This is a genomic window from Thiohalobacter thiocyanaticus, from assembly GCF_002356355.1.
GTDB lineage: Bacteria > Pseudomonadota > Gammaproteobacteria > Thiohalobacterales > Thiohalobacteraceae > Thiohalobacter > Thiohalobacter thiocyanaticus_A.
Window position 1 is genome coordinate 2,902,501 of the sequence record NZ_AP018052.1, and the last position, 24,430, is coordinate 2,926,930.

A 24,430-nucleotide genomic window follows, 5' to 3' on the forward strand; every position below is an offset into this window, starting at 1 on the left:
TGAATGGCGATGGCCTGGCCGCTGGTATAGCGCTTGTGGAAATCATCGCGCTCCAGCATACGGGCCACCGTGTGCTTCGAGGCCAGCTGGATCAGATCGGTAACGTCCATATCGTTCATCCAGCTGGAGTTGAACATCACCAGCGTCTTTTCCGGATCCAGGATCTTGAAGATCTGCGCCTCGTAGGTGCGGGCGTTGTCGATCACCTCGTCGCGGGTGAGTGGCTTGCGGGTGACGTTCTTGCCGGTGGGATCACCGATCATGCCGGTGAAATCGCCGATCAGGAAGATGGCCTCGTGTCCCATCTCCTGAAACTGGCGCAATTTGTTCAGCAGCACTGTATGCCCCAGATGCAGATCCGGCGCGGTGGGATCGAAGCCGGCCTTGATGCGCAGCGTGCGGCCGCTGCCGAGCCGCTCGAGCAACTCAGCCTCGACCAGGATCTCGTTCGCCCCACGGCGAATCTCTTCTAGTGCCTGTTGCGGTGTCAGCATGGAATCTCCGGCTTCATTCTGGATGGCGTCTGAGCGCGCCCAAAAGGCGCACAAGTTAACATACTGCAACGAAAGGGACGCGCTAGACTCAAATTCCAGTCGCTCCCGACCGATACCCGGGAAGCAGGGCAGAACACAAAGGGCATGAATCCTGCTATATCCGGAGGCAGTGCACGGCCCATTGACGCCGCCGCCGATCCCGGTTAACTTCTACGAGGCAAATTATAAGGAAATTCCGTGACCTACTCATCCGTCATCAAAAAGGACTACAAGTCCGTGCTGGAGCCGGAACGCGGCGCCCGCCGACGCCTCCATCCCCTGCACTGGCTGGTGCTGGGTGCCGTCGCGGTTTCGGGTATATTCCTTTATACCTCCGCACCGGAGCAGGCCTCGGCGAATCTGGAGTCCGCGCAGCCGGAGACGGCGGGCACCGCGGCCGAACAGGCGCTGGATTCCATTTATAAACAAGATATTATCGCGCTTCCCGGACAGGCTGCGCCGGCCCCCGCCTCGGCATCGGCATCTGCGTCGGGCGAGCCGGAGGACGCCCCCGGCAGCGCCCGTGCCGCGCCCGACCAGCCCGAGTCCGGGACTGCTCCCCGCGCCATCCCCGTCACCGCAGCCCCGGCCGAATCCGCTCCCGAGGCCCGCAGCGCCGGAATCCAGGCGCCGACTGAACTGCCCTGGCGCGAGGTCACGGTCAATCCCGGCGACAGCCTGGCCCGGATCTTCTCCCGGCTGGATCTCAGCCCGCGCAGCCTGCACGAAATCATCCATCTGTCCGATGAGACCCGGCGTCTGACCCGCATCCACCCGGGCGAGAAGCTGCAGGTCCGCATCGACGACGCCCAGGGCATTGCGGCACTGCGCTACGAATACGACCGCATGCACGCCCTGCTGGTGAGCCGCACCGAGGACGGCGGCTTCGAGGCCCGTGAGGTCATCCGCGAGCCGCAGCGCAGCCAGGTCACGGCCACCGCAGAGATCGACAGTTCCCTGTTTCTGGCCGGTCAGGACGCCGGGCTGACCGACAACCTTATTATGGAACTGGCCGGCATCTTCGGCTGGGACATCGACTTCGCCCTGGATATCCGCAAGGGCGACCGCTTCAGCGTGCTCTACGAAGAACTCTATCTGGAAGGCGAGAAGATCGGCACCGGCGAGATCCTGGCCGCCGAGTTCGTCAGCCAGGGCCGCACCTTCCGGGCCGTGCGCTATACCACCGCCGAGGGCCGCAGCGATTACTATGCCCCGGACGGGCGCAGCATGCGCAAGGCCTTCCTGCGCACCCCGGTGGCCTTCTCGCGCATCAGTTCGCGCTTCAACCTCAAGCGCAAGCACCCGGTGCTCAACCGCATCCGCGCCCACAAGGGGGTGGATTACGCCGCGCCCTACGGCACCCCGATCAAGGCCACCGGCAGCGGCAAGATCGTCTTCCAGGGCACCAAGGGCGGCTATGGACGCACCGTCATCCTGCAGCATGGCACCCGCTACAGCACCCTGTATGCCCACATGTCACGCCATGCCCGCGGCCTGAAGACCGGCAGCCGGGTGCAGCAGGGCCAGGTCATCGGCTATATCGGCAAATCCGGCCTGGCCACCGGCCCGCATCTGCACTATGAATTCCGCATCGACGGCGCGCACCGCAATCCGCTGACCGTGGACCTGCCCGCCGCCGAACCGATCGAAGCCCGCTACCGCGAGGATTTCGAGTCCACGGCTGCACAACTCCTGGCCGAACTGGAACTGGCCGTGCCGGGCACCGCCAGCCAGGTGGCAATGAACCGGCAGGAGTAGGACCGCCGCGCCGCATCTTCCCTACGGGGGATCTATGGACACCTTCATCGGCCTGATGTCGGGCACCAGCCTCGATGGCATCGACGCCGTAGCGGTACGCTTCCCCCCGGGCCGGGTCGAACTGCTGGCCGCCCGCACCTTTCCCTTTGATACCCATTTGCGCACCGAACTGCTGGGGCTGATCCAGTCCACCGGCGCCGGCCTGCTGGACCGGCTGGGCGAGCTCGACCATCGCCTCGGTCTGCTCTCCGCCGAGGCCGTATCCGCGGTCTGCGAGCAGGCCGGGCTTGCCGCCGACCAGGTCGCGGCAATTGGCAGCCACGGCCTGACGGTGCTGCACCGCCCGGACGGCCCGCACCCCTTCACCCTGCAGATCGGCGATCCCAACCTGATCGCCGAGCGCACCGGTATCACCACCGTGGCCGACTTCCGCCGCCGCGACATCGCCGCCGGCGGCCAGGGCGCTCCCCTGGTTCCGGCCTTCCACGCAGCGCTGTTCACCCGCGCGGGCAGCCCCCGCGTGGTGGCCAACATCGGCGGCATGGCCAATCTCACCCTGCTCCCGGGCAACGAGGAGACGCCGGTCACCGGCTTCGATACCGGCCCCGGCAATGTGCTGCTCGACGGCTGGATCCAGCAGCAGCAGGGCCGGCCCTATGACCGCGACGGTGCCTGGTCGGCCACGGGCCGGGTCGACGAGGCCCTGCTCGCCGGACTGCTGGACGATCCCTATTTCCGCCAGCCCCCGCCCAAGAGCACCGGCCGGGAGCACTTCAATCTGAACTGGCTGCAGCAACGGCTGCTGGGGTCAGACCGCGCCCCCGAGGACGTGCAGGCCACCCTGGCGGAACTGACCGCCGCCAGCCTGGCCGAGGCCGTACTGCGCGCGGCACAGGATGCAGCGGAACTGATCGTCTGCGGCGGCGGGGCCTATAACCCGGACCTGCTGCGGCGCATCGCTGCCCGACTGCCGGACATGAAATTGAGCGTTTCCGATGACTATGGCCTGGCGGCCGAATGGGTGGAGGGCGCGGCCTTTGCCTGGCTGGCGCGGGAAGCCCTGTACGCCAGGCCCGGGAACGTGCCGAGCGTCACCGGGGCCCGGGGGGAGCGGATACTGGGGGGGATCTATCCGGGCAGCGACAAGCTGCAGGATACAGGAGGCAGGTAACGCTACCGCGCCTCGATCGCCACATAGGCCCGCACTGCCTCCCCGGTATACACCTGGGTCGGGCGGAAGATGCGATTGTCCTTGAGTTGTTCGCGCCAGTGGGCCAGCCAGCCGGCGCAGCGGGCCACAGCGAAGATGGAAGTGAACTGGTCGCCGGGGATGCCCATTTCCGAGTAGAGGATACCGGAATAGTAATCCACGTTCGGGTACACCCCCTTGGGCCCGAGCCGCTCCGCCGCGGCCTCCTCCAGCGCCACCGCGGTCTCGAACAGCGGACTGATCTGGCCGCCGCGCTCCTTCATCAGCTCCAGCATCATGTTCTGCAGGATGGTGGCGCGCGGGTCCTTGACCTTGTATTCCCGGTGGCCCATGCCCCAGATCTTGCGCTTCTCTGCCAGTTGCGCCTCCAGCCAGGGTCTGGCGTTCTCCGGCCGACCGATCTCCTGCAGCATCTCCAGCACCCGCTGGTTGGCCCCGCCATGCAGCGGTCCGGCCAGGGTGCCGATGGCCGCGGCCACCACCAGGTAGGGATTGGTCAGGGTGGAGCCGGCCACCAGGGCGGCAAAGGTCGAGGCGTTGATGGTGTGTTCGGCGTGCAGGATCAGCGAGGCATCCAGGATCCGCGCCAGCAGCGGATCGGGCTCCTCGCCGGTGAACATGTACAGCAGGTTCTCGGCATAACCCAGGTCCTTGCGCGGGGGGATGGGGTCGTAGCCGTTGCGCAGGTGTTCCCACATCGCCACCAGGGTCGCCATGCGCGTCAGTATCTTCACTGACATGTTATGGATGTAGTCCGTATCCTCGCACATGTCGGCCCCGCTCAGGCATTCCTCGCCGGAGTAGAACATGGCCAGCGCAGCCACGGCGGACTGCAGCATCTCCATGGGATGGCCGGTGGCGGGCAGGTATTTCATGATCTCGCGGATGTTGTACCTGACCGGGCGGTTGTTGCGCAGCCGGCGGTCGAATTCCTCCAGTTCGACGGCGGTAGGCAGGCGGCCATCGAGCAGCAGCAGGGCGGTCTCTTCGAAGTTGCTGTAGCGCGCCAGTTCACCGATCTCGTAGCCGCGGTAGGTCAGGATGCCCCGGCTGCCGTCAAGGTCCGAGATATTGGATTTGGTGGCGGGAACGCCTTCCAGGCCGGGCAGATATTCACTCATGGTTCATCCCCTGCTGCAGCCGTCAGGCCGTATTTGCGACGTTCTTCCCCGAGGGCAATTCCATGGGATCTGCGCCGCGGCAATCTCCGAACGACGCAGGTGCAGTATGAGATTGCCACGCTGCGCGCATAGAATCCCTTCGGGCTTCATCATGGGTACCCTACCCTGCGGGTCAGGGCACCGCAATGACACAAACGGGGCTCCGGAAATGCGAAAGGGGCGCCCGAGGGCGCCCCTTTCGCGGGCAGGAGAAGCCGACGGATCAGGACGGCGAGAAGGAGGAGCCGCAGCCGCAGGTCGTGGTCGCGTTGGGGTTGCGGATCACGAACTGGGCCCCGTTGAGGTCTTCCTTGTAGTCGATCTCGGCGCCGACCAGGTACTGGAAGCTCATCGGGTCGATCAGCAGGGTCACACCGCACTGCTCGACGCTGGTGTCACCGTCCTTGATCTCCTCGTCGAAGGTGAAACCGTACTGGAACCCCGAGCAGCCGCCGCCGGAAATGAAGACGCGCAGCTTCAGGTTCGGGTTGTCCTCTTCCTCGATCAGGCCCTTGACCTTCAGCGCCGCTGCCTCGGTGAAGATCAGCGGGGATTCTTCAGGGGTTTCGACTGCTGCGTTTTCGCTCATGTTCATACTCCGGTTGAAGCGTTTTTCGGAACTGCGGGGCATTATGCAGTTCCTGAGCGTAGCAGTCAAGAATTGTCCTGTGCCACCAGCTGCGGCGGCGACAGGTCTTTCCCTTTTGATTCAATGGGTTTCTTGGTGACAGCCGGCGCCTTGGCGCCCTGGTGGACCAGATTGCCATTGACCTCGGCCCCCATCGCCATCTCCAGCAGGTGGTAATAGACATTGCCCGTCACCCGCGCCTGCTGACCCAGTTCGATGCGGCCACTGACATGCACGTCGCCCTCGACCTGGCCGTTGAGCACCACGTTCGCCACCCGGACCTCGCCCTGGATCCGGCCGCGCTCGCTGAGCATCAGCACGGCCTCGTTCTCGCCGTCGCTGCTGACATTGCCGACGATGCTGCCGTCCACATGCAGTCCGCCGGAAAACTTCAAATCGCCGGTCAGGACCGTATCCTGGCCCACCAGGGTGTCGATCCGGCCGCTCTGGTGCTTGCGTTTATTCCCCCACATTGGCGTTCTCCTCTGTTGCGGGTATGCCTGCCGCGGTCTTCCAGGCGAAGGTCCAGTGCTGCGCCTCGCCGCCGCCCCGGGGCTGTGCCCGGACCTCCACTTCGCGGGCCGTGAAGCCGGCGGGCAGGGTCCAGTTGCCCTCGATGACCTGAAAGTAGCGGTAGCGATAACGGATGGCCGCGGCCGCTTCCGGGTCGGGGGACAGGCTGGCGTGGTCGTAGGCGATCGCCGCGCCGTCCCGGGTCCCCCTGACGTTGAATTCGATCTCGCCCTGGGCGAGCTGGTCGTTGCTGCCGATCTGCACCATGACCAGGCGGAACCGGAAGCTGCGCGGCCCCAACCCCCGCGTCAGGCTGAAATCCTGGGCATGGATGCCCTCGATCTCGCGCTCCGGCGCCATGATGCCGCGATAGAAGGCCAGTTCCTCGCGCAGGGCGGTGATGGTCTGCTCCAGTTGCGCACGGCTGCGGCGATAGTCGGCGTAGGCCTGCTGATCGATCTGTCGGGCCCGCTCGGCCGCGGCGAACTGGCGCTGCAGTTCGCTGTTGCGTTCCTCGAGCACCGCCACCCGTTGCTGCAGGTCGTCGCGCTCCAGCCGCAGCCGGGTCAGCGCCTCGCGGGAGTGCGATCCTCCCCAGGTGTATAACAGCCAGCCCCCGGCCAGCACCAGGAACAGGGTCACAAGAACCGCCAGGCGCACGGTCCAGCGCCGGAGGATCAGAACCTCGGTCTTGCCTGTACCCAGCATCCTCAGGCCGGTCCTAGGGCAGCAGCGCCGCCGCGCCCAGCCCGGTGGTCTCGTCGAGGCCGAACATCAGGTTCATGTTCTGCACCGCCTGGCCGGCCGCACCCTTGACCAGGTTGTCGATCACCGACAGCACCACCACGGTCTGCCCGCCGCGCGGATGATGCACAGCCAGGCGGCAGTGGTTGGCGCCGCGCACGCTGCGCGTCTCGGGATGTGCGCCCAACGGCATCACATCCACGAAGGGCTCGTCGGCGTAGCGCTGCTCGAACAGCGACTGCAGATCGGCCGCGGCGCCCGTCAGCCGGGCATAGAGGGTGGCATGGATGCCGCGGATCATCGGCGTCAGGTGCGGCACGAAGGTCAACTCCACCGGCTGCTGCGTGGCGGCCCGCAGCCCCTGCCGGATCTCCGGCTGGTGGCGGTGTCCGGCCACGCCGTAGGCCTTCATGTTCTCGCTGGCCTCGGCCAGCAGGGTACCGACGGCGGCCTTGCGCCCGGCCCCGCTCACCCCCGACTTGGTATCGGCGATGAGATTGCCGGGCTCGACGAGCCCCTGTTCCAACAACGGCAGGAAACCCAGCTGCACCGCGGTGGGATAGCAGCCCGGATTGGCCACCAGCCGGGCACCGCGCACGGCCTCGCGGTTGACCTCGGGCAGGCCGTAGACGGCCTCGGCCAGCAACTCCGGGCAGGCATGCGGCATCCCGTACCAGTGCTCCCATGCGGCCGGGTCGCGCAGGCGGAAATCGGCGGCCAGATCGATGACCTTCACGCCGGCGGCCAGCAGATCGGGGACCAGTTGCATGGCCGTGCCGTTGGGCGTGGCGAAGAAGACCAGGTCGCAGCCCGGCAGATCGGATTCGTCCGGGTGGGTGAACACCAGATCCACATGACCGCGCAGGTTCGGAAACAGATCGGCCAGATGCCGGCCCGCCTCGCCGCGCGACGTCACCGCCCGCAGATCGACCTGCGGATGCGCGGCCAGCAGCCGCAGCAACTCCACCCCGGTGTACCCGGTTCCACCTACTACTCCGACCTTGATCATGAGCCTGTTTCCCATCGGGCCTGCGGCCCGGATTCACGTGTCCATCCTCGAACTGAACGCGTCGGTACATCCCGGCGCCGTTCGACTGACGCCTGCGGTATTCAAGCAATAACCTTGCCGACACCGACCGGCGTGGTTAGCATGGTATGAAATTTACCCGCCTGCTGCACCCGATTGTCCTCCGCGGGGCGGACAGGGCCCTCGTGGCCGCGGACACAATCAAACCTGATCATCCCATGCTGCAACGAATCCGCCGCTCCAGTCGCCGTCTGCTCTCGCCCGACGTCTGGAAGGTCCGCATCCTGTTCTGGAGCGGTGCGGTGCTGGTCGGCCTGCTCGCCACCCTGTTCGCCTGGGGCACCGAGTGGGCCAACCACCTGTTCAGCCGGGAGGTCGTCGCACGCAGCGCCTGGCTGCCCCTGCTGATCACGCCGCTGGGCCTGCTGCTGATCGTCTGGCTGACCCGCCGCTTCGTGCCGGAGGCGCGCGGCAGCGGGATCCCGCAGGCCATCGCCGCGCTCAGTCTGACCGACCACAACAACCGCAGCCGGCTGCTCTCGTTCCGCATCGCCCTGGGCAAGATCGGCCTGTGCTGGCTGGGCATGCTCAGCGGCGCCTCCATCGGCCGCGAAGGGCCGACGGTGCATATCGGCGCGGCCATCATGTTCTCGCTGGGCCGTTTCGCCCGCTTCCCGCACCATTACATGGACCGGGGACTGATCCTGGCCGGCGGCGCGGCCGGCATTGCGGCGGCCTTCAACACGCCGCTGGCCGGTATCCTGTTCGCCATCGAGGAGATGGGGCGCTCGTTCGAGGAACGCACCAGCGGCACCCTGCTCACGGCCGTGTTCCTGGCCGGCATCACCGCCGTGGCGCTCCAGGGCAATTACACCTATTTCGGTACCAGCGCGGCCCTGCTCGCCCCGGGCGAGATGCTGATTCCCATCCTGGTCTGCGGCGTGGTCGGCGGCATCCTCGGCGGCGGCTTCTCCCAGCTGTTGCTGTGGAGCACCCGGCGTCTGGCCGGCCTGGGTCGGCGCCACCCCTACGCCCTGGCCCTGACCTGCGGTCTGCTGATTGCCGGCATCGGAATCCTGGCCGGCGGCACCACCTACGGCACCGGTTACGCCCAGGCCCAGGCCATCATCACCGAAAGCGGCGAGTCCGGGACCGGATTCGCCCTGCTCAAGATGCTGGCGACCTGGGTCTCCTACCTCAGCGGCATCCCGGGCGGCATCTTCGCCCCCTCGCTGGCGGCCGGCGCCGGCGTGGGCGCCGGCCTGGCGGACTGGCTGCCGGCCTTCCCTGCCGCCGCGATCATCATCCTCGGCATGACCGCCTATTTCACCGGCGTGGTGCAGACCCCCATCACCGCCTTCGTCATCATCATGGAAATGACCGACAACACCGACCTGCTGCTGCCGTTGATGGCCACGGCCTTCATCGCCTACGCCGTCTCCCGCGTGCTGTGTCCTCAGCCCCTGTACCGCGCCCTGGCCGAGCAGTTTCTCGCCACGGCGCGACCCGCCAAGGACAAATCCCTATAATGGTTTTCCCGGGCAACTGAGGGCACGGCATGGATCCGGTCGTACAAACCATCGCACTGACCATGGGCGTGGCCTGGGCCAGCGGCATCAACCTGTATGCCGCCGTCTTCATGCTCGGCTACATGGGTATGACCGGCCACATGGAACTGCCGCCGGACCTGCAGGTGCTGGCCGACCCGCTGGTGCTGGCCGCGGCCGGCTTCATGTACTGCGTGGAGTTCTTCGCCGACAAGACCCCCGGCGTGGACACCGGCTGGGACGGCATCCACACCTTCATCCGCATTCCGGCCGGGGCGATCCTGGCGGCCGGCGCAGTGGGCGATGTCAGCCAGGCGGCCCAGATCGCCGCCGGCCTGGTCGGCGGCAGCCTGGCGGCCGGGGCGCATGCCACCAAGGCCGGGTCGCGGGTGCTGGTCAACACCTCGCCCGAGCCCTTCAGCAACTGGGCCGCCTCGCTCGGGGAGGATGTCGTCGTCATCGCCGGGCTGTGGACAGCATTGAATCATCCCTGGATCTTTCTGGGCCTGCTGCTTGTCTTTATCCTTGCCATGATCTGGTTGCTGCCGAAGTTGTGGCGCGGCATCCGCCGGGTCTTCCGTTTTCTGATCAATCGCATCAGCGGCCGGCGCGAGGCACAGGCCTCGCCACCGCAACCGCTAAACCGACCCACTCTGCCCGGGCAGGAGGACAGACACACCCCATGAAAACCAAGGACATTCTCATCGGCCTGACAGCCTTTGCCCTGATCGGCCTGCTGGCCTTCATCTGGCTGGCCCCGGGCGGCCACAAGCCGGCGCCGGCCCTGAGCCTGACCACACTGGACGGCGAGCAGCTGTCGCTGACCGGGTTGCGCGGCCAGCCGGTACTGGTGACCTTCTGGGCCACCGACTGCCCCGGCTGCGTCAAGGAGATCCCCCACCTGATCGAACTGCACGAGGATTACGGTCCGGACGGCCTGACCATCCTGGCCATCGCCATGGCCTACGATCCGCCCAACCACGTCGTGGCCATGCGCGAGGCCCGCGACCTGCCCTATCGGATCGCACTGGACGTCAACGGTGAAGCCGCGCGCGCCTTCGGCAATGTCAACGTCACGCCGACCTCCTTCCTGATCAACCCGCAGGGGCGCATCGTGCGCCACAAGCTGGGCGAGATGGATATGAGCAAGGTGCGGGCGCAGATCGAGGGGATGCTGGGGACGTGAAAAGTCAGAAGTGAGGAGTGAGGTGGAGTAGAAACGATTTTTCCGCCTCCCCCTCTCACTCCTTACCCCTTACTCCTTACTCCTTACTCCTTACTCCTCACTTTCCATGAACGGTAAACCAAATGCTCTGGATAAAAGCCTTCCACGTCATCTTCATGGTCACCTGGTTCGCCGGGCTGTTCTACCTGCCGCGGCTGTTCGTCTATCACGCCGATCTGCCGGTCGACGATACCGCCGGCAATGAGCGCTTCAAGGTGATGGAGCGCAAGCTGTTCGCCATCATGACCATCGGTGCCGTCGTCACCGCCGTGTTCGGGCTCTGGCTGCTGTTCGGCTACCATCTCCCCACCCTCACCGCCAGCCTGTGGCTGCCGCTCAAACTGGTGCTGGTCGCCGGCCTGATCGTCTACCACTTCCTGTGCTGGCAGAAGGTCCGCGCCTTCCGCGAGGACCGCAATCCCCACACCCACGTCTACTACCGCTGGTTCAACGAAGTCCCCGCCCTGGCCCTGATTGCGGTGGTGGTGCTGGCAGTGGTCCGGCCGTTCTGACGGTCCCGGCTCAGCCAAACCGCCCTTTCGTCACAAAAATCCCTGAATATCAATAGACTGTGTCTTCACCCTGGATATTATTTTTAATAATAACGATTAGTATTCGCCATTAGTTTAGTTATAGAATTTGTACCCAATTTGATCAGCCACTCACACAAATGAAAATTAAGGGAGTTATTCCGAATGAAACCAACCGCTCTTGCCCTGTCCATCGGCGCCCTGCTCGCCTGCCTGAGCGTTGCCGGATGCAAGAATGAAAAAGCCCCCCAGCGCGATCGAACCCGAGGACCCCGCCGAAATCGCCATCGGCGAGCGCCTGTTCCTGGAAACCCGCTTCGCCCAGTTCTTTGCCGCCAACCACAACGATGTGAACCGGCCCCTGATCGCAGGCGACCCGGTGATGGAATTCACCCACACCACCACCAGGTCCCTGCCCGGCCCCTTTGCCGGCCAGTCCATGAACTGCGCGGCCTGCCACCTGGTCGACCAGCAGCTGGACCAGCCCGATGGCGGCATGCGCACCTACAGTGATCTTGCCCCGCGTTCGCCCTTCCCCGATCGCCGCGACCGCGGCGATACCCGCACCACGGCGATACGCAATGCCCAGCCACTGGTAGGCAGCGCCGTACCGCGCAATGCCGGGCTGCTGCTTCACTTCGACGGCGAGTTCGCCAGCCTGGAGGATCTGGTCGGTGACACGCTCACCGGGCGCAACTTCGGCTGGCTGCCCGACGAGAGAGACCAGGCCATTGCCCACATCGCCAGCGTGATCCGCTACGACAGCGGCCACGGCGAACTGGCCGAGGAATTCGGCGGCAGCTACACCAGGGTGCTCACCGGCACCGCGGGCGACCTGCCGGGCACGCTCGTCCCCCCCCCCCGAATTCCGGGTGGACGTGGCCACCGCCACGGACCAGGAGTTGTTCGACGCCGTTGTGCAGCTGATCGCCGCCTATGTAGAAGGGCTGACGTTCGCGATGAACGCAAACGGCGCCTTCAATCTCTCCCCCTACGATGCCTTCCTGGCCGCCAACGGTCTGCCGCGCCAGCCCAACAGCGGCGAAAGCGACCAGGCCTACACCACGCGCCTGCGCACAGCACTGGATAAGCTTACGTCACCGGTTTTCATCCTTGATGACGGTGAGACGCAGACGTTCGAGTTCCATAGCCAGCCTTTCAACTTCGGCGAGCAGGAGTTGCGCGGGTTACGGGTGTTTCTGGCCCGCCAGCCCGGCGGCCCCCGCCTGAGTTCCGGTGTGGGTAACTGCGCGGCCTGCCATGCAGCACCTCACTTCACAGACTTCAAGGTGCACAATACCGGCGTGAACCAATTCGAGTACGACGCCCTGCACGGCGACGGCAGTTTCGCCGCGCTGGCCATTCCCAGCCTGGCGGCCCGCAATGCCGACTACAACGCCTATCTGCCCGCCACACCCAACCACCCGCTGGCCAGTGAACGCTTCCGTGCCGTGGCCGATGCCGATGATGCCAGCCTCACTGACCTCGGGGTATGGAACGTGTACGCCACCCCGGATCTGCCTGGGCCGCAGACGCGTCTGAAGACATTCCTGTGCGATGTGGCGCCCGGCACCGATTGCGGCAGTATCGACGACGACAGTCTGCTGACCCGTGCCATCGCCAGCTTCAAGACGCCCGGCCTGCGCGATCTGGGGCACTCCGGTCCCTACATGCACAATGGAGCATTCGAGACCATCGAAGCCGCAGTGCGTTTCTATCGGGATGCCTCGGAAATGGCGCGCGGCGCGACCCTGCGCAATGCAGACCCGCGGCTTGATGACATCGCTCTGAACGCAGATGATATTGCTGACCTGACCGCCTTCCTGAAAGCGCTGAATGAGGATTATGAATAACGCGAAATATACTGAGTGAAAAAACGCGGGCTTGTCCCGCGTTTTTTTTGGCAGAGTGCAGCTTCACTGCACCCTTTCGGCGCAGATCTCTACATCATCGACTGCAGATAGTTCTGCTCGCCCACCTTGCCCATGAGCTCCAGCTGGGTCTCCAGCCAGTCGATGTGCTCCTCCTCACTTGCGAGGATGGATTCGAACAACTCACGGCTGACATAGTCGCCGCTCTGCTCGCAATAAGCGATGGCCTCGCGCAGCAGCGGCACGGCTTCCTGCTCGAGCTTGAGGTCGCATTCCAGCATCTCACGCGTGTTCTCGCCGATATGCAACTTGCCCAGATCCTGCAGGTTCGGCAGACCGTCCAGGAACAGGATGCGCTTGATCAGCGCATCGGCGTGCTTCATCTCGTCGATGGACTCGCCGTATTCGTGTTCGTTGAGTTGACTCAAGCCCCAGTTCTCATACATGCGCGCATGCAGAAAATACTGATTGATGGCGGTCAGTTCGTTCTTGAGTGCCTTATTGAGATAGCTGATGACCTGATCGTCGCCTTTCATGGGAAATCCTTGTTGGTGTTTGAGTGACGACCAAAGAAATAACCGCAAAGCCCGGGGTATGCAACCCCGGGGACAGGAGGGATGTGGCAGCTGATGGAGGGAGTGCTTAGACCGCGACCTGCGGCTGGGCAGCCGGAGCGGCCTCGACTGCGCTGCGGGCGCAACTGTCGACCAGCTCACGGGCACAGCGGGCGCACTTGCCGCACTGGGTCGCCACGCCCAACTCGCGAGCCAGGCTGCGAACACAGCCGGCACGGCCGGTCTCGACAGCATCGCGGATCTGGCTGGAGGTAATGTTCTTGCACAGGCAGACGTACATGGATCGGGCCCTCACCGGTCGAAATCAGTTCATGGGCTCAATCCTAGTATGAACGATAATGATTCGCAATACCTTTATTGGACTTTTCTTGTTCGCTTCGGCTGCAGAAAAAGTAAAATGTTTTATTTCATGTAGTTATTTATTTGCCAGCACGTACCAGTCCGCCCAGACCCGCCTCTTCCAGGGCATTATTGAGCAGGACGCGTACGGCCACAGCCTTCTCCATCCCCAGGGCGGTCGACACCAGTTCCCGCGCCCGGGCCAGCGAAAAGGCCCGGATCACGGCCTTGACCCGGGCGATCGAGCCCACGCTCATGCTCAGGCTGTCCACGCCCAGGCCCACCAGCACCAGGGCGGCGGCCGGATCGCCGGCCATCTCGCCGCACACGCTGACCTCGCGCTCGCTGGCATGGGCCTCGTCGACGATCTGGGCCAGCGCCTGCAGGACGGCCGGGTGCAGACTGTTGTAGAGCTCGGCCACCTTGGCGTTGTTGCGATCCACCGCCAACAGATACTGGGTCAGGTCGTTGGTGCCGACGGAGAAGAAATCCACCCTTTTGGCCAGCTGCGGGATCTGGTAGATGACCGAGGGGACCTCGACCATCACCCCGATCAGCGGCAACTCGACCGCCACGCCCTCCTCGGCCAGCTCCCGGTGGGCGCGCCGGATCAGTTCCAGGGTCTCGTCGACCTCGCCCACGTCACTGATCATGGGCAGCATCAGGCGCAGATTGTTCAGGCCCTGACTGGCCCGGAGCACGGCCCGCAGCTGGGTGAGAAAGATCTCCGGGTGATCCAGCATCAGGCGGATGCCGCGCCAGCCCAGGAAGGGATTGTCCTCGTGGATGGGAAAATAGGGCAGCGCCTTGTCGCCGCCGATATCCAGGGTGCGCAGGGTCACCGGCCGCGGCGCGAAGCCCTCCAGCACCTGGCGGTAGATCTGCACCTGTTCCTCCTCGCCGGGGAAGCCGTCGCGGATCAGGAAGGGGATCTCGGTGCGGTACAGGCCCACGCCGTCGGCACCGCTGCGCAGCGAGGGCGAAATGTCCGACAGCAGGCCGGTGTTCACGTACAGCGGCACATGCACGTCGTCGGGGGTGAGCGCCGGCAGCGCGGCCAGTTCCTCCAGCCCGGCGGCCAGTTCGGCCTCCTCACCGACCAGCCGTTCGAATTCCTCCAGCATGTGGCCCGTCGGCCTGACATAGACCTGGCCGCGATAGCCGTCGATGACCAGATTCTGCTCGTCCAGCCGGTTGACCGGCAGGTCCTCCACGCCCATTACTGCGGGAATGCCGAGGGCATGCGCCAGAATGGCCACATGCGAGGAACTCGAGCCCTTCGCCGAGACGATGCCGGCCAGGTGCTGCGTCGGCACCTCGGCGAGATGCGAGGCGGTGACCTCCTCGCCGACCAGGATGGTCGGCTCGGCCACCTCCCGCACCTGAGGCTGGTCCGACTGCAGCCGCATCAGGATGCGCCGGCCCAGGTCGCGCACGTCCTCGGCACGCTCGCGCAGGTAGGCATCCTCCATGGCATCGAAGATCCTCACATGGTCGCGGATGGTCTCGCGCAGCGCCCCCGGCGCCCAGTTGCCCTCGCCGATGCGGCGCAGGGTGGGCTCGACCAGGGTGTCGCTGGAGAGCATCAGCAGCAGGGCATCGAACAGCGCCAGGTCCTCGGCCGGCAGCGAACCGCTCATGCGCCGGGACAGGGCGCGGATATCATCCTCGACCTCGGCGAGCGCCTGCCGGAAGCGCGCCCGCTCGGCCTCGACCTTTCCGGGCGGCAGGGCATGATCGGGAATGGCATCGAGATTGGCCGGCGGATAGACCACCAGCGCCTGACCCAGCGCCAGGCCCGGTGCGCCCGACAGCCCCTTCAGGGTGAAGGCGGTACCGCCGACCTCCTGCAGCAGCCGCGACACCCCGCCCGAGGCATCGGCGTGCGAGATGGCGCCGGCCAGCTGGGCCGCCAGGGTGACCAGGAAGGTCTCTTCGGTTTCGGCGAAACGGCGCACCGCGCGCTGGCGCACCACCAGCACGCCCAGCACCCGGCGATGCTGAATGATGGGCACGCCGAGAAAGCCGTGGAAGGGCTCCTCATCGGTTTCGGTGATATAGCGATAGCGCGGATGCGCGGGTCCGTCCTCGAGATTGACCGGCTCGGCGCGTTCCACCACCAGCCCCACCAGGCCCTCGCCGTCATCGAGCCGGACCATGCCGACCGCGGCCGGATTCAGGCCGTCGGTGGCCATCAGCACCAGCTGGCCGTCGGCATCGCGGAAGTACACCGAGGCCACATCGGCCCCGATGGTCTGCTTGACCCGCTGGACGATGATATTGAGCGCGGTGTTCAGGTCCGGCGCCGCATTCACCGCCTGGATGATCCGGCGCAGGCTGTCGAACATATCGGCTGGGGGCATGCCTCAGGCCTTTATCAGAATAGTGAGGGGATTATGTCCCAGATCCGGGGCGCGGCGCTAACGTCCACGGGGCAGGTGGGGATTGGGGCGGGTCAGCGTCGGGCGCGGGTCGCGAAGCGATGGCGGTTGCGCGGCAGCGGCGGCGCACCGCCGGGAAACAGCAGCGGCGCCAGTTCGCGCAGGGCACGCTTGTATACACCGCGCTTGAACGGCACCACCTCGTGCAGAGGCCGCCAGTAATCGACCCAGCGCCAGTCGTCGAACTCGGGATGATCGGTGGCGTTGAGCCGCACATCCGCCTCTTCGCCCAACAGCCGGAGCAGGAACCAGACCTGCTTCTGGCCGATGCACAGGGGCCGCGAATGACGGCGGATGTAGCGGTCGGGCAGACGGTAACGCAGCCAGCCGCGGGTCGCGCCGATGATCTCGACATGCAGGGGTGAGAGTCCGACCTCCTCATGCAACTCGCGAAAGAGCGCCTCCTCGGGGGTCTCGTCGGTGCGGATACCGCCCTGGGGGAATTGCCAGGCATTCTGACCCAGACGGCGCGCCCACAGCAGTTCCCCCTCCTGATTACTCAGGATGATGCCGACATTGGGACGATATCCATCCGGATCAATCACTTGCACACCCTTCAGGCAGGATTTCCGACATTTCTATTTTCACATAAAGCCCGGTCGGGCGGCAAATCGTACCCCGCCATGCATACGATCGCCGCTAAGCACTTGAATTTGAATGTGACCTACCCCTCGCCGCCGCAGCCGGAAGCGCCTGTGGCGGGCGGCACGGATGCGACGCGACGGAGGCTTCCAGTAGAATGCCCGCTGGCAAGGCAAGCGCATACATCTTCGACCCACACCAAGGAGAGCCGCCGGTGGCACTGGCCCTGTTCGATCTCGACAACACCCTGCTGGGCGGGGACAGCGACTATCTGTGGGGCCGGTTCCTGGTCGAGAACGGCATCGTCGACGCCGATCTCTACGAACAGGAAAACCACCGCTTCTACCAGCAGTATCAGGCGGGCACGCTGGACATCCAGGCCTTTCTCGCCTTCTCCCTGCGCCCGCTGGCCGAGCATCCGCCGGCGCAGCTGCATCGCTGGCGCGAGGCCTTCGTAAGGGAACTGATCGAACCCATCATGCTGCCGGCCGCCCGCGATCTGCTGGAACGCCACCGCAGCGCGGGTGACACCCTGGTCATCATCACCGCCACCAACCGCTTCATCACCGCGCCCATTGCCGAGCGCTTCGGGGTCGAGCACCTGCTGGCCACCGAGGTGGAACAGCACGACGGGGTCTACACCGGCCGCAGCTTCGACATCCCCTGTTTCCAGGCCGGCAAGGTCAAGCGGCTGGAGCAGTGGCTGCAGGCGAACGGCGCGGACCTGGACCGCAGCTGGTTCTACAGCGATTCGCACAATGACCTGCCGCTGCTGGAGCGGGTCACCCACCCGGTGGCGGTCGATCCCGACGATACCCTGCGCCATACCGCACTGGCCCGGGGCTGGCCGGTGATCAGTCTGCGGGAATGAGTGTGCCGTCGCGCCCGCTGTCGCTCCTGCTGCTGCTCGCGCTGCTCAGCGGACTGACTCTGCTGCTGGCCGCCGGCCTGGGCAGTGTGGAGTTGGGGCCGGCGGCCATCCTCCAGGCCCTGCTGGATCGCGGCCCCGACTGGCCCCGGACCCTGGTCTGGGAACTGCGCCTGCCGCGCGCCCTGCTGGCCTTCCAGGTCGGCGGTCTGCTGGCCCTGGCCGGGGTGCTGATGCAGGTGCTGCTGCGCAATCCGCTGGCCGACCCCTATGTACTGGGCACCTCCGGCGGCGCGGCGGTGGGTGCGCTCGGCGCCCTGCTGCTGGGCCTGTCCGGCCTGGCGGTACAGACCCTGGCCTTTGCCGGCGCCCTGCTCTCCACCCTCGTGGTATTCCAACTCGGCGGCGGCCTGCAGCGCTGGCACAGCCACCGGCTGCTGCTGACCGGCATCGTGGTCGCCGCCGGCTGGGGCGCGATCATCACCTTCCTGCTCACCATCGCCCCGGCCGAACGGGTGCACGGCCTGCTGTTCTGGCTCATGGGGGATCTGAACACCGCCGCCCCGATCCGCCTGGGCGGTCTGTGGCTGCTGCTGTTGCTCGTGGTTGCCGTCGGGCTGGGCCGCACCCTCAACCTGCTGTTGCTGGGCCAGAGTACGGCGGCCACGCTGGGTGCGGCCGTCGGCCACACCCTGGTGCTGCTGTATGTGCTGGCGGCCCTGGCCACCGCCCTGGCCGTGAGTCAGGCGGGCAGCATCGGCTTCGTCGGGCTGGTGATCCCGCACCTGATCCGGCTGCTGGGCATCCGCGACCATCGCTTCCTCATTCCCGCCGCGGCGCTGGCCGGCGGCAGTCTGCTGGTGCTGGCCGACACCCTCGGCCGTACCCTGCTCGCGCCCCAGCAGCTGCCGGTGGGCGTGGTCACCGCCTTTCTCGGCGTGCCGCTGTTCCTGTACCTGCTCACCCGCCAGGCGCGGGCCACGGAGCCGGCATGAGCCTGCTGCGCGCCGAACAGCTCGGCATCAATATCGGTCCGCGGCGCCTGGTCGCGGGCCTGGACCTGGCGGTGGAACCGGGTCAGTGCTGGGCCATCCTCGGCCCCAACGGCTCGGGCAAGACCACCCTGCTGCACTGCCTGGCGCGACTGCGCCAGCCGGAGACCGGCCGCATCCTCATCGACGAACAGCCGCTCGAATCCTTTGCGCGCAAGCCCCTGGCCCGGCGCCTGGGCCTGATGCCGCAGGACAATCACGACCCCTTTCCCCTGCAGCTGCGCGAGGCCGCCCTGCTGGGACGCTATCCGCATCTGGGCGGCTGGCAGTGGGAGGGGCGCGAGGAAGTGGCGCGGGTCGATCAGATCCTGGGGGAGCTCGAGTTGCTGGCGCTGGCCGAACGCAACATCCAGACCCTGTCCGGCGGCGAGCGCCGGCGCCTGGCCTTCGCCACCCTGCTGGTGCAGGACCCGGCCCTGCTGCTGCTGGACGAGCCGACCAACCACCTCGACCTGCGCCGCCAGCTCGATGTACTGCAGCGCGTGCGCCGGAGCCTGGACCACAGCGACAAGGCCGCCCTACTGGTGCTGCACGATGTGAATCTGGCCGCCCGTTTCTGCAATCACGTCCTGATGCTGATGCCGGACGGCACCTGCCTGCAGGGCCCGGTCGACGAGCTGCTCAATACCGGGAACCTCAGCCGGCTCTATGCCTGGCCGATGCAGTCGGTCGCAGCGGATGGTGGCCGGTTCTGGTTTCCGCAACTCTGATCAAACGGTCGGCAGCGACAAGAAGGGGGGGATGTATTCGCGTTCAATCGCAGCCAGTACGACATAATTCCGCGCAGCCCATGTTCATCCCCGTCTATCCGAACAAACGTTGCCACCAGCGGCGGCGATTGCCGGGCAGGGGCATGTCCGCTTCGAGATCCGCGGGCTTGAGCTTGGACAGGATCCAGCCGGGCTTGGGGGATTGTCGGAGAAGCCGCAGCTCACACCCAGGTTGTTGGGATCGAAGATCTTCACATAGGTGGGCTGATCGAAGGAATCGGTGTAGACAATGCCGCAGTAGTCCTCTTCATGCTCACGGCGCAGCAGTACGTCCACTTCATCGATGAAACGGGCCAACTGTTCTGCCGTGGCTGAGGTCCCGGGCGGCGTCTCACCGACGGCATAGATGTACCAGCCGCCATCGGCATCGTCGCGCAGCCGCTGCCAGAGCTCATCCAGCTGGGGCCAGCGCAGCACGCCGTAGAAGCTGCCCCGAAAGGCGGCAAGAAAGGGATTCTGTGAAACCGCGGGTGCATTCCGGCTCATGCCCGAACTCCTAACATACCGATTGGTATGCCAGTCTACCCCGGCCGACGAACAGGTCAAGCCGGCCGTGTCAACTTGACCGGCCATCGGCCGCCGCGTAAAGTTCCGGCCACTTGAAATGCCTCGGGTGCCGCGCCTTCACAGCGCGGTGAAACGGGAAGCCGGCGCGAATCCCCTGGATTCAATTCCGGCGCTGCCCCCGCAACGGTAGGCGAGTCAAGACCTGTCACAGTGCCACTGCGTACGCGTGGGAAGGCGACAGGTCAGGGAAGCATACTTCCTGCTCGCGAGCCCGGAGACCGGCCCGAGGTATCCCAGGTGGCACTGCGGAGGGTGGTGCCCGCGTGGCATCCACCTCTCCCACGCAACACCTTTCCCTTGCCATGCACTCACAATAATCATCCGCACGCGGACGGGCGTGCGTTGGGAGAAATCGATGTTCAGAAACACGCTCGCGGCCGCAATCACGGCCGCTTCCGGATTCATCTCGCCTGCCGCGCCCGCGGCCGACTCGGAAGAAATGGCCCAGGTCATCGTTACCGCAACCCGGACGGCACAGACCGCCGATCAGAGCCTGGCCTCGGTCACGGTCATCGATCGGGACGAAATCGAGCGCAGCCAGGCCAGGTCCACGGTGGAACTGCTGCGCGCGAAGGCCGGCATTCACATCAGTACCAGCGGTGGCATAGGCAAGACCGATTCCGTCTTCATCCGCGGCACCAATTCCGATCATGTGCTGGTACTGATCGACGGTGTGCGTGCCGCCTCTGCCACCCTCGGCACCTTCAACTGGGGCAATCTGCGTCCGGACCAGATCGAGCGCATCGAGGTCGTGCGCGGCCCCCGCGCCAGTCTGTACGGTTCCGATGCCGTGGGCGGCGTAATCCAGATCTTCACCCGCCGGAACGAGGGACCGACCGCGCGCATCGGCTACGGCGGCGACGATACCCGCGAGATCGAGGCCGGCATCGGCGGCGGCAAGCGCTGGCGCTACAGCCTGCAGGCCGGCGCCCTGGACACCGACGGGATCCGCACCCTCGACCAGGCCAGCGAGAAGCACGGCTACGACAACCTGCATGCTGCGCTTGGACTGGACGGTGAACTGATGCCGGGGCTGGCGATGCGTTTCAACCTGACCCATGCCCACGGCACCAATGAACTCGACCCCGCCACCGGCGACATCGATTACAGGAACCAGGCCGCCAGCCTGAAGCTGGAACACATGACGACTGCGGTATGGAGCCAGTCCCTGACCCTGGGCTATGCCCTGGATGAAACGGATTCCGCCAGCCCGACCTCGCCGGCCGTGATTCAGACCAAACGCCGCAGTGCGAGCTGGCAGAACGATCTCACGGTATTCAACGGTCTGTTCACCGCCGGTATCGACTACTGGGTGGACGAGGCAAGCAAGGACCGCAACGGCGTCATCGACGAGAACATCTACAACAGTGCCGGCTTCGTCCAGCATCAGTTCAGCGCCCTGGCGAGCGACTGGACCCTGGGCCTGCGCTACGATCACCACAGCGAGTTCGGCAACGAGACCACGGGCAATATCGCCTGGGGACACGACCTCCCGACCGGCACCCGCGTGATCGCCTCCTACGGCACGGCGTTCAAGGCCCCGACGGTCAACGGCCTGTTCTGGCCACGCAGTGTGGACAGCTTCTTCGGCACCACCTACATCATCCAGGGCAATCCGGATCTGCAACCGGAGGAATCGCAAACCGCTGAATTCGGTCTGCGCCATACCTTCGGGAAGGTCCGCACCGAAGCGAATCTTTTTCATACCGACCTGAAGAACCTGATCGAATGGAGCACCGTCCAGACCGGTACGAGCACCTTCACCTCCAGTCCGGCCAATGTGCGCGATGCCACCATCCGCGGCCTGGAGTTGATCGCCGCCGCCGACTGGGCGGGCTGGAACTTCGGCGCCGGTTACACCTACCTCGATGCGACCAACGACAGCAACGACGAACAACTCGACCGCCGGCCCGAGCATTCGCTGGACCTGACCGCGCAGCGCGACTTCGGCCGGCACGGCATCGGCATCGAGGCACTGGCCCGTTCCGAGCGCAACGACCAGAACGCCACCACCCGCCTGGCCGGCTATGGGCTGGTGAATCTGACCTACCGGTATCGCCCCGCCCCCCGGTGGCAGGTCGAAGCACGGGTGGAAAACCTGTTCGACAAGGACTATGTACTGGCCTCCAGCTTCGCCGGCGACTGGAACACGCTGGATCGCACCCTGTTCGTCTCGGTGCGCTATAACGGAGAGTGATGAAACCTCGATCCGACAATGCCTGGCACCAGCAGCCGCTGCCCTGGCTTGTCCTGGCATCGCTGGCGCTGCATGCGGGCCTGCTGGCCTGGCAGGCGCCGCTGCAGCATGAGGTGCCGGCCCTGAGCAGTCGCAGCGGCGCACTGGCCATCCAGCTGACCGCTGCGCCGTCACCCGCTCGGCGGCCGCCGGCGCCTGCCGCAATACGCAAAGCCGGGGATGCAGAATCCGCCGGGGATGCAGAATCCGCCGGCGACCCGCACCAGGCAAGTCCCCCGGACGCGTCAGCCGCAACGCAGCCGGCCGCCCCCGACCCCGACCCCGTCGCCGCGGCCGGGACCACCAGGACCGAACCCGAACGGCAGGCGTCGGTTGAACGACCGGCACCAGCGCGCGGCGGGCGCCCGACAGGCGCCGAACCGCTGCCGCCCCCGCGCGCGGCGGCGCCCGCCACCACAGCGCCGGTGCAAACGCGGGCCGAGGTTCAGGGCAGCGCCGTTCTCGAAGAGATCCGCGACGCCCTGCAGCAGCATTTCTACTATCCGCGCCTGGCCCGACTGCGCAACTGGGAAGGCGATGTCCTGCTCGGTTTCCAGGTCCGCAGCGACGGGCGCATCGATGACGTGGAAGTCCTGGAAAGCTCCGGCCGCGCCGTACTCGACCAGGCCGCGCTCAGCGCCCTGCGCTCGGTCCGGCAGGTGGCCTACAATGCCGCCCACCCGGTGGACCTGCAGCTGCCGGTCGCCTATCGATTGCACTGAAAGAGGGAACACATCATGGGTCACCGCCTGTCCAAAATCTACACCCGTACCGGCGACGACGGCTGCACCGGGCTGGGCGACGGCTCACGCGTGGACAAGGACGACGCCCGGGTCGAGGCCTTCGGCACGGTCGACGAACTCAACAGTATGCTGGGAATACTGGCGGCACAGTCACTGCCAGCGGAAGTCCGCGAGGGCATCAATGCCATTCAGCATGACCTGTTCGACCTGGGCGGCGAGCTCTGCGTACCGGAGTTGGTCGCGATCGGCGACGGGCATATCCGGCGCCTGGAGGCCTGGCTCGACACCATGAACGCCGAGCTGGGATACCTGGAGGAATTCATCCTGCCGGGCGGCGTCCCGGCCGCCGCCCACTGCCACCTGGCCCGCACCGTCTGCCGCCGGGCCGAACGCCGGCTGGTCAGCCTGGCGCGCAGCACCGCTGTGAATCCGGCCGCCCTGCAGTACCTCAACCGCCTGTCCGATCTGCTGTTCGTGCTGGCCCGCCATCTGAACCGCCTGGCGGGCGAGGCGGACGTACTGTGGCAGCGCGGAAGAAACGGATAACCCACACCGCAGGTTGCAGCTGAGCGCAGTGAAAGCCGACAGCACCCACTACTGAGACTGCCGCACCTGCTCCAGCAATTCGCACATGCGCTCCGCGCCGTCGAGGATGCGCGGGCTGTGGCGGTGAATCAGATCGGGCGGGATATGAAAGATATGCGCATTGCGCACCGCGCGCAGCCGCGGCCAGCGCTGCCAGTGATCCAGCCACTCGGGACGCGTTGCGTCCATGCCGCCGGCGACAATGGCATCCGGATCGGCGGCCAGCACCGCTTCCAGGGCCACCTGCCCGGACAGCTGGGGCAGGTCGGCGAACAGGTTGCGGCCGCCGCACAGACGGATCACGGCGCTGATGGTGTGGTCGCCGTTGACCGTCATCAACGGCCGGTGCCAGACCTCGTAGAACACCCGCACCACCGGCCGGTCACTGTAGCGTGCCCGCAACGCATCCCGCCGGGCCCGGAACTCCCGTGCCGCCTGATCGGCGCGGGCCCGTGTGCCCGCCAGCACCCCGATGCGTTCCAGCAGCAGCGCAATATCGTCCAGGCTGTGCGGCTCGGCGATGAAGACCGGGATGCCCAGTTGCCGGAACCGGGCCAGTTGGGCGGGCGGGTTGCCGCTGCCCCAGGCCAGGACAACATCCGGCTGCAGGGCAAGGACGGCCTCCAGGTCGATCCTGTTGGCATTGCCCACAGCAGGCAGACGCCGGGCCGGTGCCGGGTAATCGCTGTAGGCGACGGCGCCGACCAGGCGTTCACCGGCGCCCGCCGCATAGGCCAGTTCAGTCAGGGACGGCGCCAGGCTGACAATGCGCTGTGCCGGCGCGTCCAGGACAAGGGCCTGTCCCGACATGTCCTCGACCCGGACCCCGGCAGCAACGCACGCGGCCGGGAATGCCAGAACCAGCCACAGAGACATGACACGAACCGCTTTCATCCGAACCAGTATACCGTCCGCACACATTGCAT

General features: G+C 65.9%; 24 protein-coding genes, 1 pseudogene and 1 riboswitch (1 of these 26 cut by a window edge). Of the genes and pseudogenes, 13 read left to right on the forward strand and 12 right to left on the reverse strand.

Annotation, left to right across the window (positions count from 1 at the left end):
* Positions 1-494: the 5' end (the start) of a tyrosine--tRNA ligase gene (gene tyrS / locus CFK21_RS13440; RefSeq protein WP_096367132.1), read on the reverse strand. It extends 712 nt beyond the left edge of the window; only the first 494 of its 1,206 coding nucleotides appear in the window; it begins with the start codon at positions 492-494; its stop codon lies beyond the left edge, outside the window.
* Positions 495-731: 237 nt separating this feature from the next.
* On the opposite strand from tyrS, the gene CFK21_RS13445 reads away from it, so the two are divergent.
* Both CFK21_RS13445 and CFK21_RS13450 read left to right on the forward strand, forming a co-directional pair.
* The gene (locus CFK21_RS13445; RefSeq protein ID WP_096367133.1) at positions 732-2,291 is read left to right on the forward strand and encodes an OapA family protein; all 1,560 of its coding nucleotides are present in this window, start codon (positions 732-734) and stop codon (positions 2,289-2,291) included.
* Between the two features lie 34 nt (positions 2,292-2,325).
* Positions 2,326-3,462 (forward strand): anhydro-N-acetylmuramic acid kinase, encoded by a 1,137-nt coding sequence (locus CFK21_RS13450; protein ID WP_096367134.1) that lies wholly within the window; start codon positions 2,326-2,328, stop codon positions 3,460-3,462.
* 2 nt (positions 3,463-3,464) lie between these two features.
* On the opposite strand, the gene CFK21_RS13455 is transcribed toward CFK21_RS13450, so the two are convergent.
* The 5 genes from CFK21_RS13455 to argC form a co-directional block, all read right to left on the reverse strand.
* A complete protein-coding gene (locus tag CFK21_RS13455; RefSeq protein WP_096367135.1) occupies positions 3,465-4,622 on the reverse strand; it encodes a citrate synthase in 1,158 nt (385 codons plus the stop codon).
* A gap of 262 nt (positions 4,623-4,884) precedes the next feature.
* Positions 4,885-5,256 carry an iron-sulfur cluster insertion protein ErpA gene (erpA, locus tag CFK21_RS13460; protein WP_172844336.1) on the reverse strand — a complete coding sequence of 124 codons (372 nt, stop codon included), beginning with the start codon at positions 5,254-5,256 and terminating at the stop codon, positions 4,885-4,887.
* Between the two features lie 59 nt (positions 5,257-5,315).
* Positions 5,316-5,762 carry a bactofilin family protein gene (locus CFK21_RS13465; protein WP_096367136.1) on the reverse strand — a complete coding sequence of 149 codons (447 nt, stop codon included), beginning with the start codon at positions 5,760-5,762 and terminating at the stop codon, positions 5,316-5,318.
* Complete coding sequence (locus CFK21_RS13470; RefSeq protein WP_096367137.1) at positions 5,749-6,510, reverse strand: DUF6776 family protein; 762 nt, start codon at positions 6,508-6,510, stop codon at positions 5,749-5,751. The genes CFK21_RS13465 and CFK21_RS13470 overlap by 14 nt, the downstream gene beginning before the upstream one ends.
* 13 nt (positions 6,511-6,523) lie before the next feature.
* The gene (gene argC / locus CFK21_RS13475) at positions 6,524-7,555 is read right to left on the reverse strand and encodes an N-acetyl-gamma-glutamyl-phosphate reductase (RefSeq protein WP_096367138.1); all 1,032 of its coding nucleotides are present in this window, start codon (positions 7,553-7,555) and stop codon (positions 6,524-6,526) included.
* Positions 7,556-7,791: 236 nt separating this feature from the next.
* On the opposite strand from argC, the gene CFK21_RS13480 reads away from it, so the two are divergent.
* The 5 genes from CFK21_RS13480 (at position 7,792) to CFK21_RS13505 (ending at position 12,728) form a co-directional block, all read left to right on the forward strand.
* Entirely contained in the window at positions 7,792-9,102 is a 1,311-nt protein-coding gene (locus CFK21_RS13480; protein ID WP_096367628.1) for a chloride channel protein, read from the forward strand.
* A 29-nt stretch (positions 9,103-9,131) separates the two neighbouring features.
* On the forward strand, positions 9,132-9,806 hold the full coding sequence (locus tag CFK21_RS13485) for a DUF4126 domain-containing protein (RefSeq protein WP_096367139.1): 675 nt from the start codon (positions 9,132-9,134) through the stop codon (positions 9,804-9,806).
* Positions 9,803-10,306, forward strand: coding sequence for a peroxiredoxin family protein (locus CFK21_RS13490; RefSeq protein WP_096367140.1), 504 nt, complete (start codon positions 9,803-9,805; stop codon positions 10,304-10,306). The genes CFK21_RS13485 and CFK21_RS13490 overlap by 4 nt, the downstream gene beginning before the upstream one ends.
* A 122-nt stretch (positions 10,307-10,428) precedes the next feature.
* On the forward strand, positions 10,429-10,857 hold the full coding sequence (locus tag CFK21_RS13495) for a CopD family protein (protein WP_096367141.1): 429 nt from the start codon (positions 10,429-10,431) through the stop codon (positions 10,855-10,857).
* A gap of 935 nt (positions 10,858-11,792) precedes the next feature.
* A complete protein-coding gene (locus tag CFK21_RS13505) occupies positions 11,793-12,728 on the forward strand; it encodes a hypothetical protein (protein WP_157745692.1) in 936 nt (311 codons plus the stop codon).
* An 89-nt stretch (positions 12,729-12,817) separates the two neighbouring features.
* On the opposite strand, the gene bfr is transcribed toward CFK21_RS13505, so the two are convergent.
* The 4 genes from bfr to CFK21_RS13525 form a co-directional block, all read right to left on the reverse strand.
* Positions 12,818-13,282 (reverse strand): bacterioferritin, encoded by a 465-nt coding sequence (gene bfr / locus CFK21_RS13510; RefSeq protein WP_096367144.1) that lies wholly within the window; start codon positions 13,280-13,282, stop codon positions 12,818-12,820.
* Between the two features lie 106 nt (positions 13,283-13,388).
* Positions 13,389-13,601, reverse strand: a complete 213-nt coding sequence (locus CFK21_RS13515) for a (2Fe-2S)-binding protein (protein ID WP_096367145.1) — start codon at positions 13,599-13,601, stop codon at positions 13,389-13,391.
* A gap of 139 nt (positions 13,602-13,740) precedes the next feature.
* Positions 13,741-16,008 carry a phosphoenolpyruvate--protein phosphotransferase gene (gene ptsP / locus CFK21_RS13520; protein WP_096367146.1) on the reverse strand — a complete coding sequence of 756 codons (2,268 nt, stop codon included), beginning with the start codon at positions 16,006-16,008 and terminating at the stop codon, positions 13,741-13,743.
* A 107-nt stretch (positions 16,009-16,115) separates the two neighbouring features.
* Positions 16,116-16,646, reverse strand: coding sequence for an RNA pyrophosphohydrolase (locus CFK21_RS13525; protein ID WP_172844306.1), 531 nt, complete (start codon positions 16,644-16,646; stop codon positions 16,116-16,118).
* A 251-nt stretch (positions 16,647-16,897) separates the two neighbouring features.
* On the opposite strand from CFK21_RS13525, the gene CFK21_RS13530 reads away from it, so the two are divergent.
* The 3 genes from CFK21_RS13530 to CFK21_RS13540 are packed head-to-tail and all read left to right on the forward strand — an operon-like array spanning position 16,898 to position 19,313.
* The gene (locus tag CFK21_RS13530) at positions 16,898-17,554 is read left to right on the forward strand and encodes an HAD family hydrolase (RefSeq protein WP_096367148.1); all 657 of its coding nucleotides are present in this window, start codon (positions 16,898-16,900) and stop codon (positions 17,552-17,554) included.
* The gene (locus tag CFK21_RS13535; RefSeq protein ID WP_096367149.1) at positions 17,551-18,546 is read left to right on the forward strand and encodes a FecCD family ABC transporter permease; all 996 of its coding nucleotides are present in this window, start codon (positions 17,551-17,553) and stop codon (positions 18,544-18,546) included. Before CFK21_RS13530 ends, CFK21_RS13535 begins: the two co-directional genes overlap by 4 nt.
* Positions 18,543-19,313: an ABC transporter ATP-binding protein gene (locus tag CFK21_RS13540; RefSeq protein ID WP_096367150.1), complete on the forward strand. Its 771-nt coding sequence runs from the start codon at positions 18,543-18,545 to the stop codon at positions 19,311-19,313. The genes CFK21_RS13535 and CFK21_RS13540 overlap by 4 nt, the downstream gene beginning before the upstream one ends.
* 94 nt (positions 19,314-19,407) lie before the next feature.
* Here CFK21_RS13540 and CFK21_RS13545 read toward each other — a convergent pair.
* Positions 19,408-19,859, reverse strand: a pseudogene (locus tag CFK21_RS13545) (hypothetical protein).
* 108 nt (positions 19,860-19,967) lie between these two features.
* Positions 19,968-20,181: riboswitch (cobalamin riboswitch) on the forward strand.
* A 114-nt stretch (positions 20,182-20,295) separates the two neighbouring features.
* Between CFK21_RS13545 and CFK21_RS13550 the strand changes: the two are divergent.
* The 3 genes from CFK21_RS13550 to CFK21_RS13560 are packed head-to-tail and all read left to right on the forward strand — an operon-like array spanning position 20,296 to position 23,465.
* Positions 20,296-22,137 carry a TonB-dependent receptor domain-containing protein gene (locus CFK21_RS13550; protein ID WP_096367151.1) on the forward strand — a complete coding sequence of 614 codons (1,842 nt, stop codon included), beginning with the start codon at positions 20,296-20,298 and terminating at the stop codon, positions 22,135-22,137.
* Complete coding sequence (locus CFK21_RS13555) at positions 22,137-22,898, forward strand: energy transducer TonB (protein WP_096367152.1); 762 nt, start codon at positions 22,137-22,139, stop codon at positions 22,896-22,898. The genes CFK21_RS13550 and CFK21_RS13555 overlap by 1 nt, the downstream gene beginning before the upstream one ends.
* Before the next feature lie 15 nt (positions 22,899-22,913).
* Entirely contained in the window at positions 22,914-23,465 is a 552-nt protein-coding gene (locus tag CFK21_RS13560; RefSeq protein WP_096367153.1) for a cob(I)yrinic acid a,c-diamide adenosyltransferase, read from the forward strand.
* Between the two features lie 48 nt (positions 23,466-23,513).
* Here CFK21_RS13560 and CFK21_RS13565 read toward each other — a convergent pair whose 3' ends face one another.
* Positions 23,514-24,380 carry a cobalamin-binding protein gene (locus CFK21_RS13565; RefSeq protein WP_096367154.1) on the reverse strand — a complete coding sequence of 289 codons (867 nt, stop codon included), beginning with the start codon at positions 24,378-24,380 and terminating at the stop codon, positions 23,514-23,516.
* Positions 24,381-24,430: the final 50 nt, after the last annotated feature.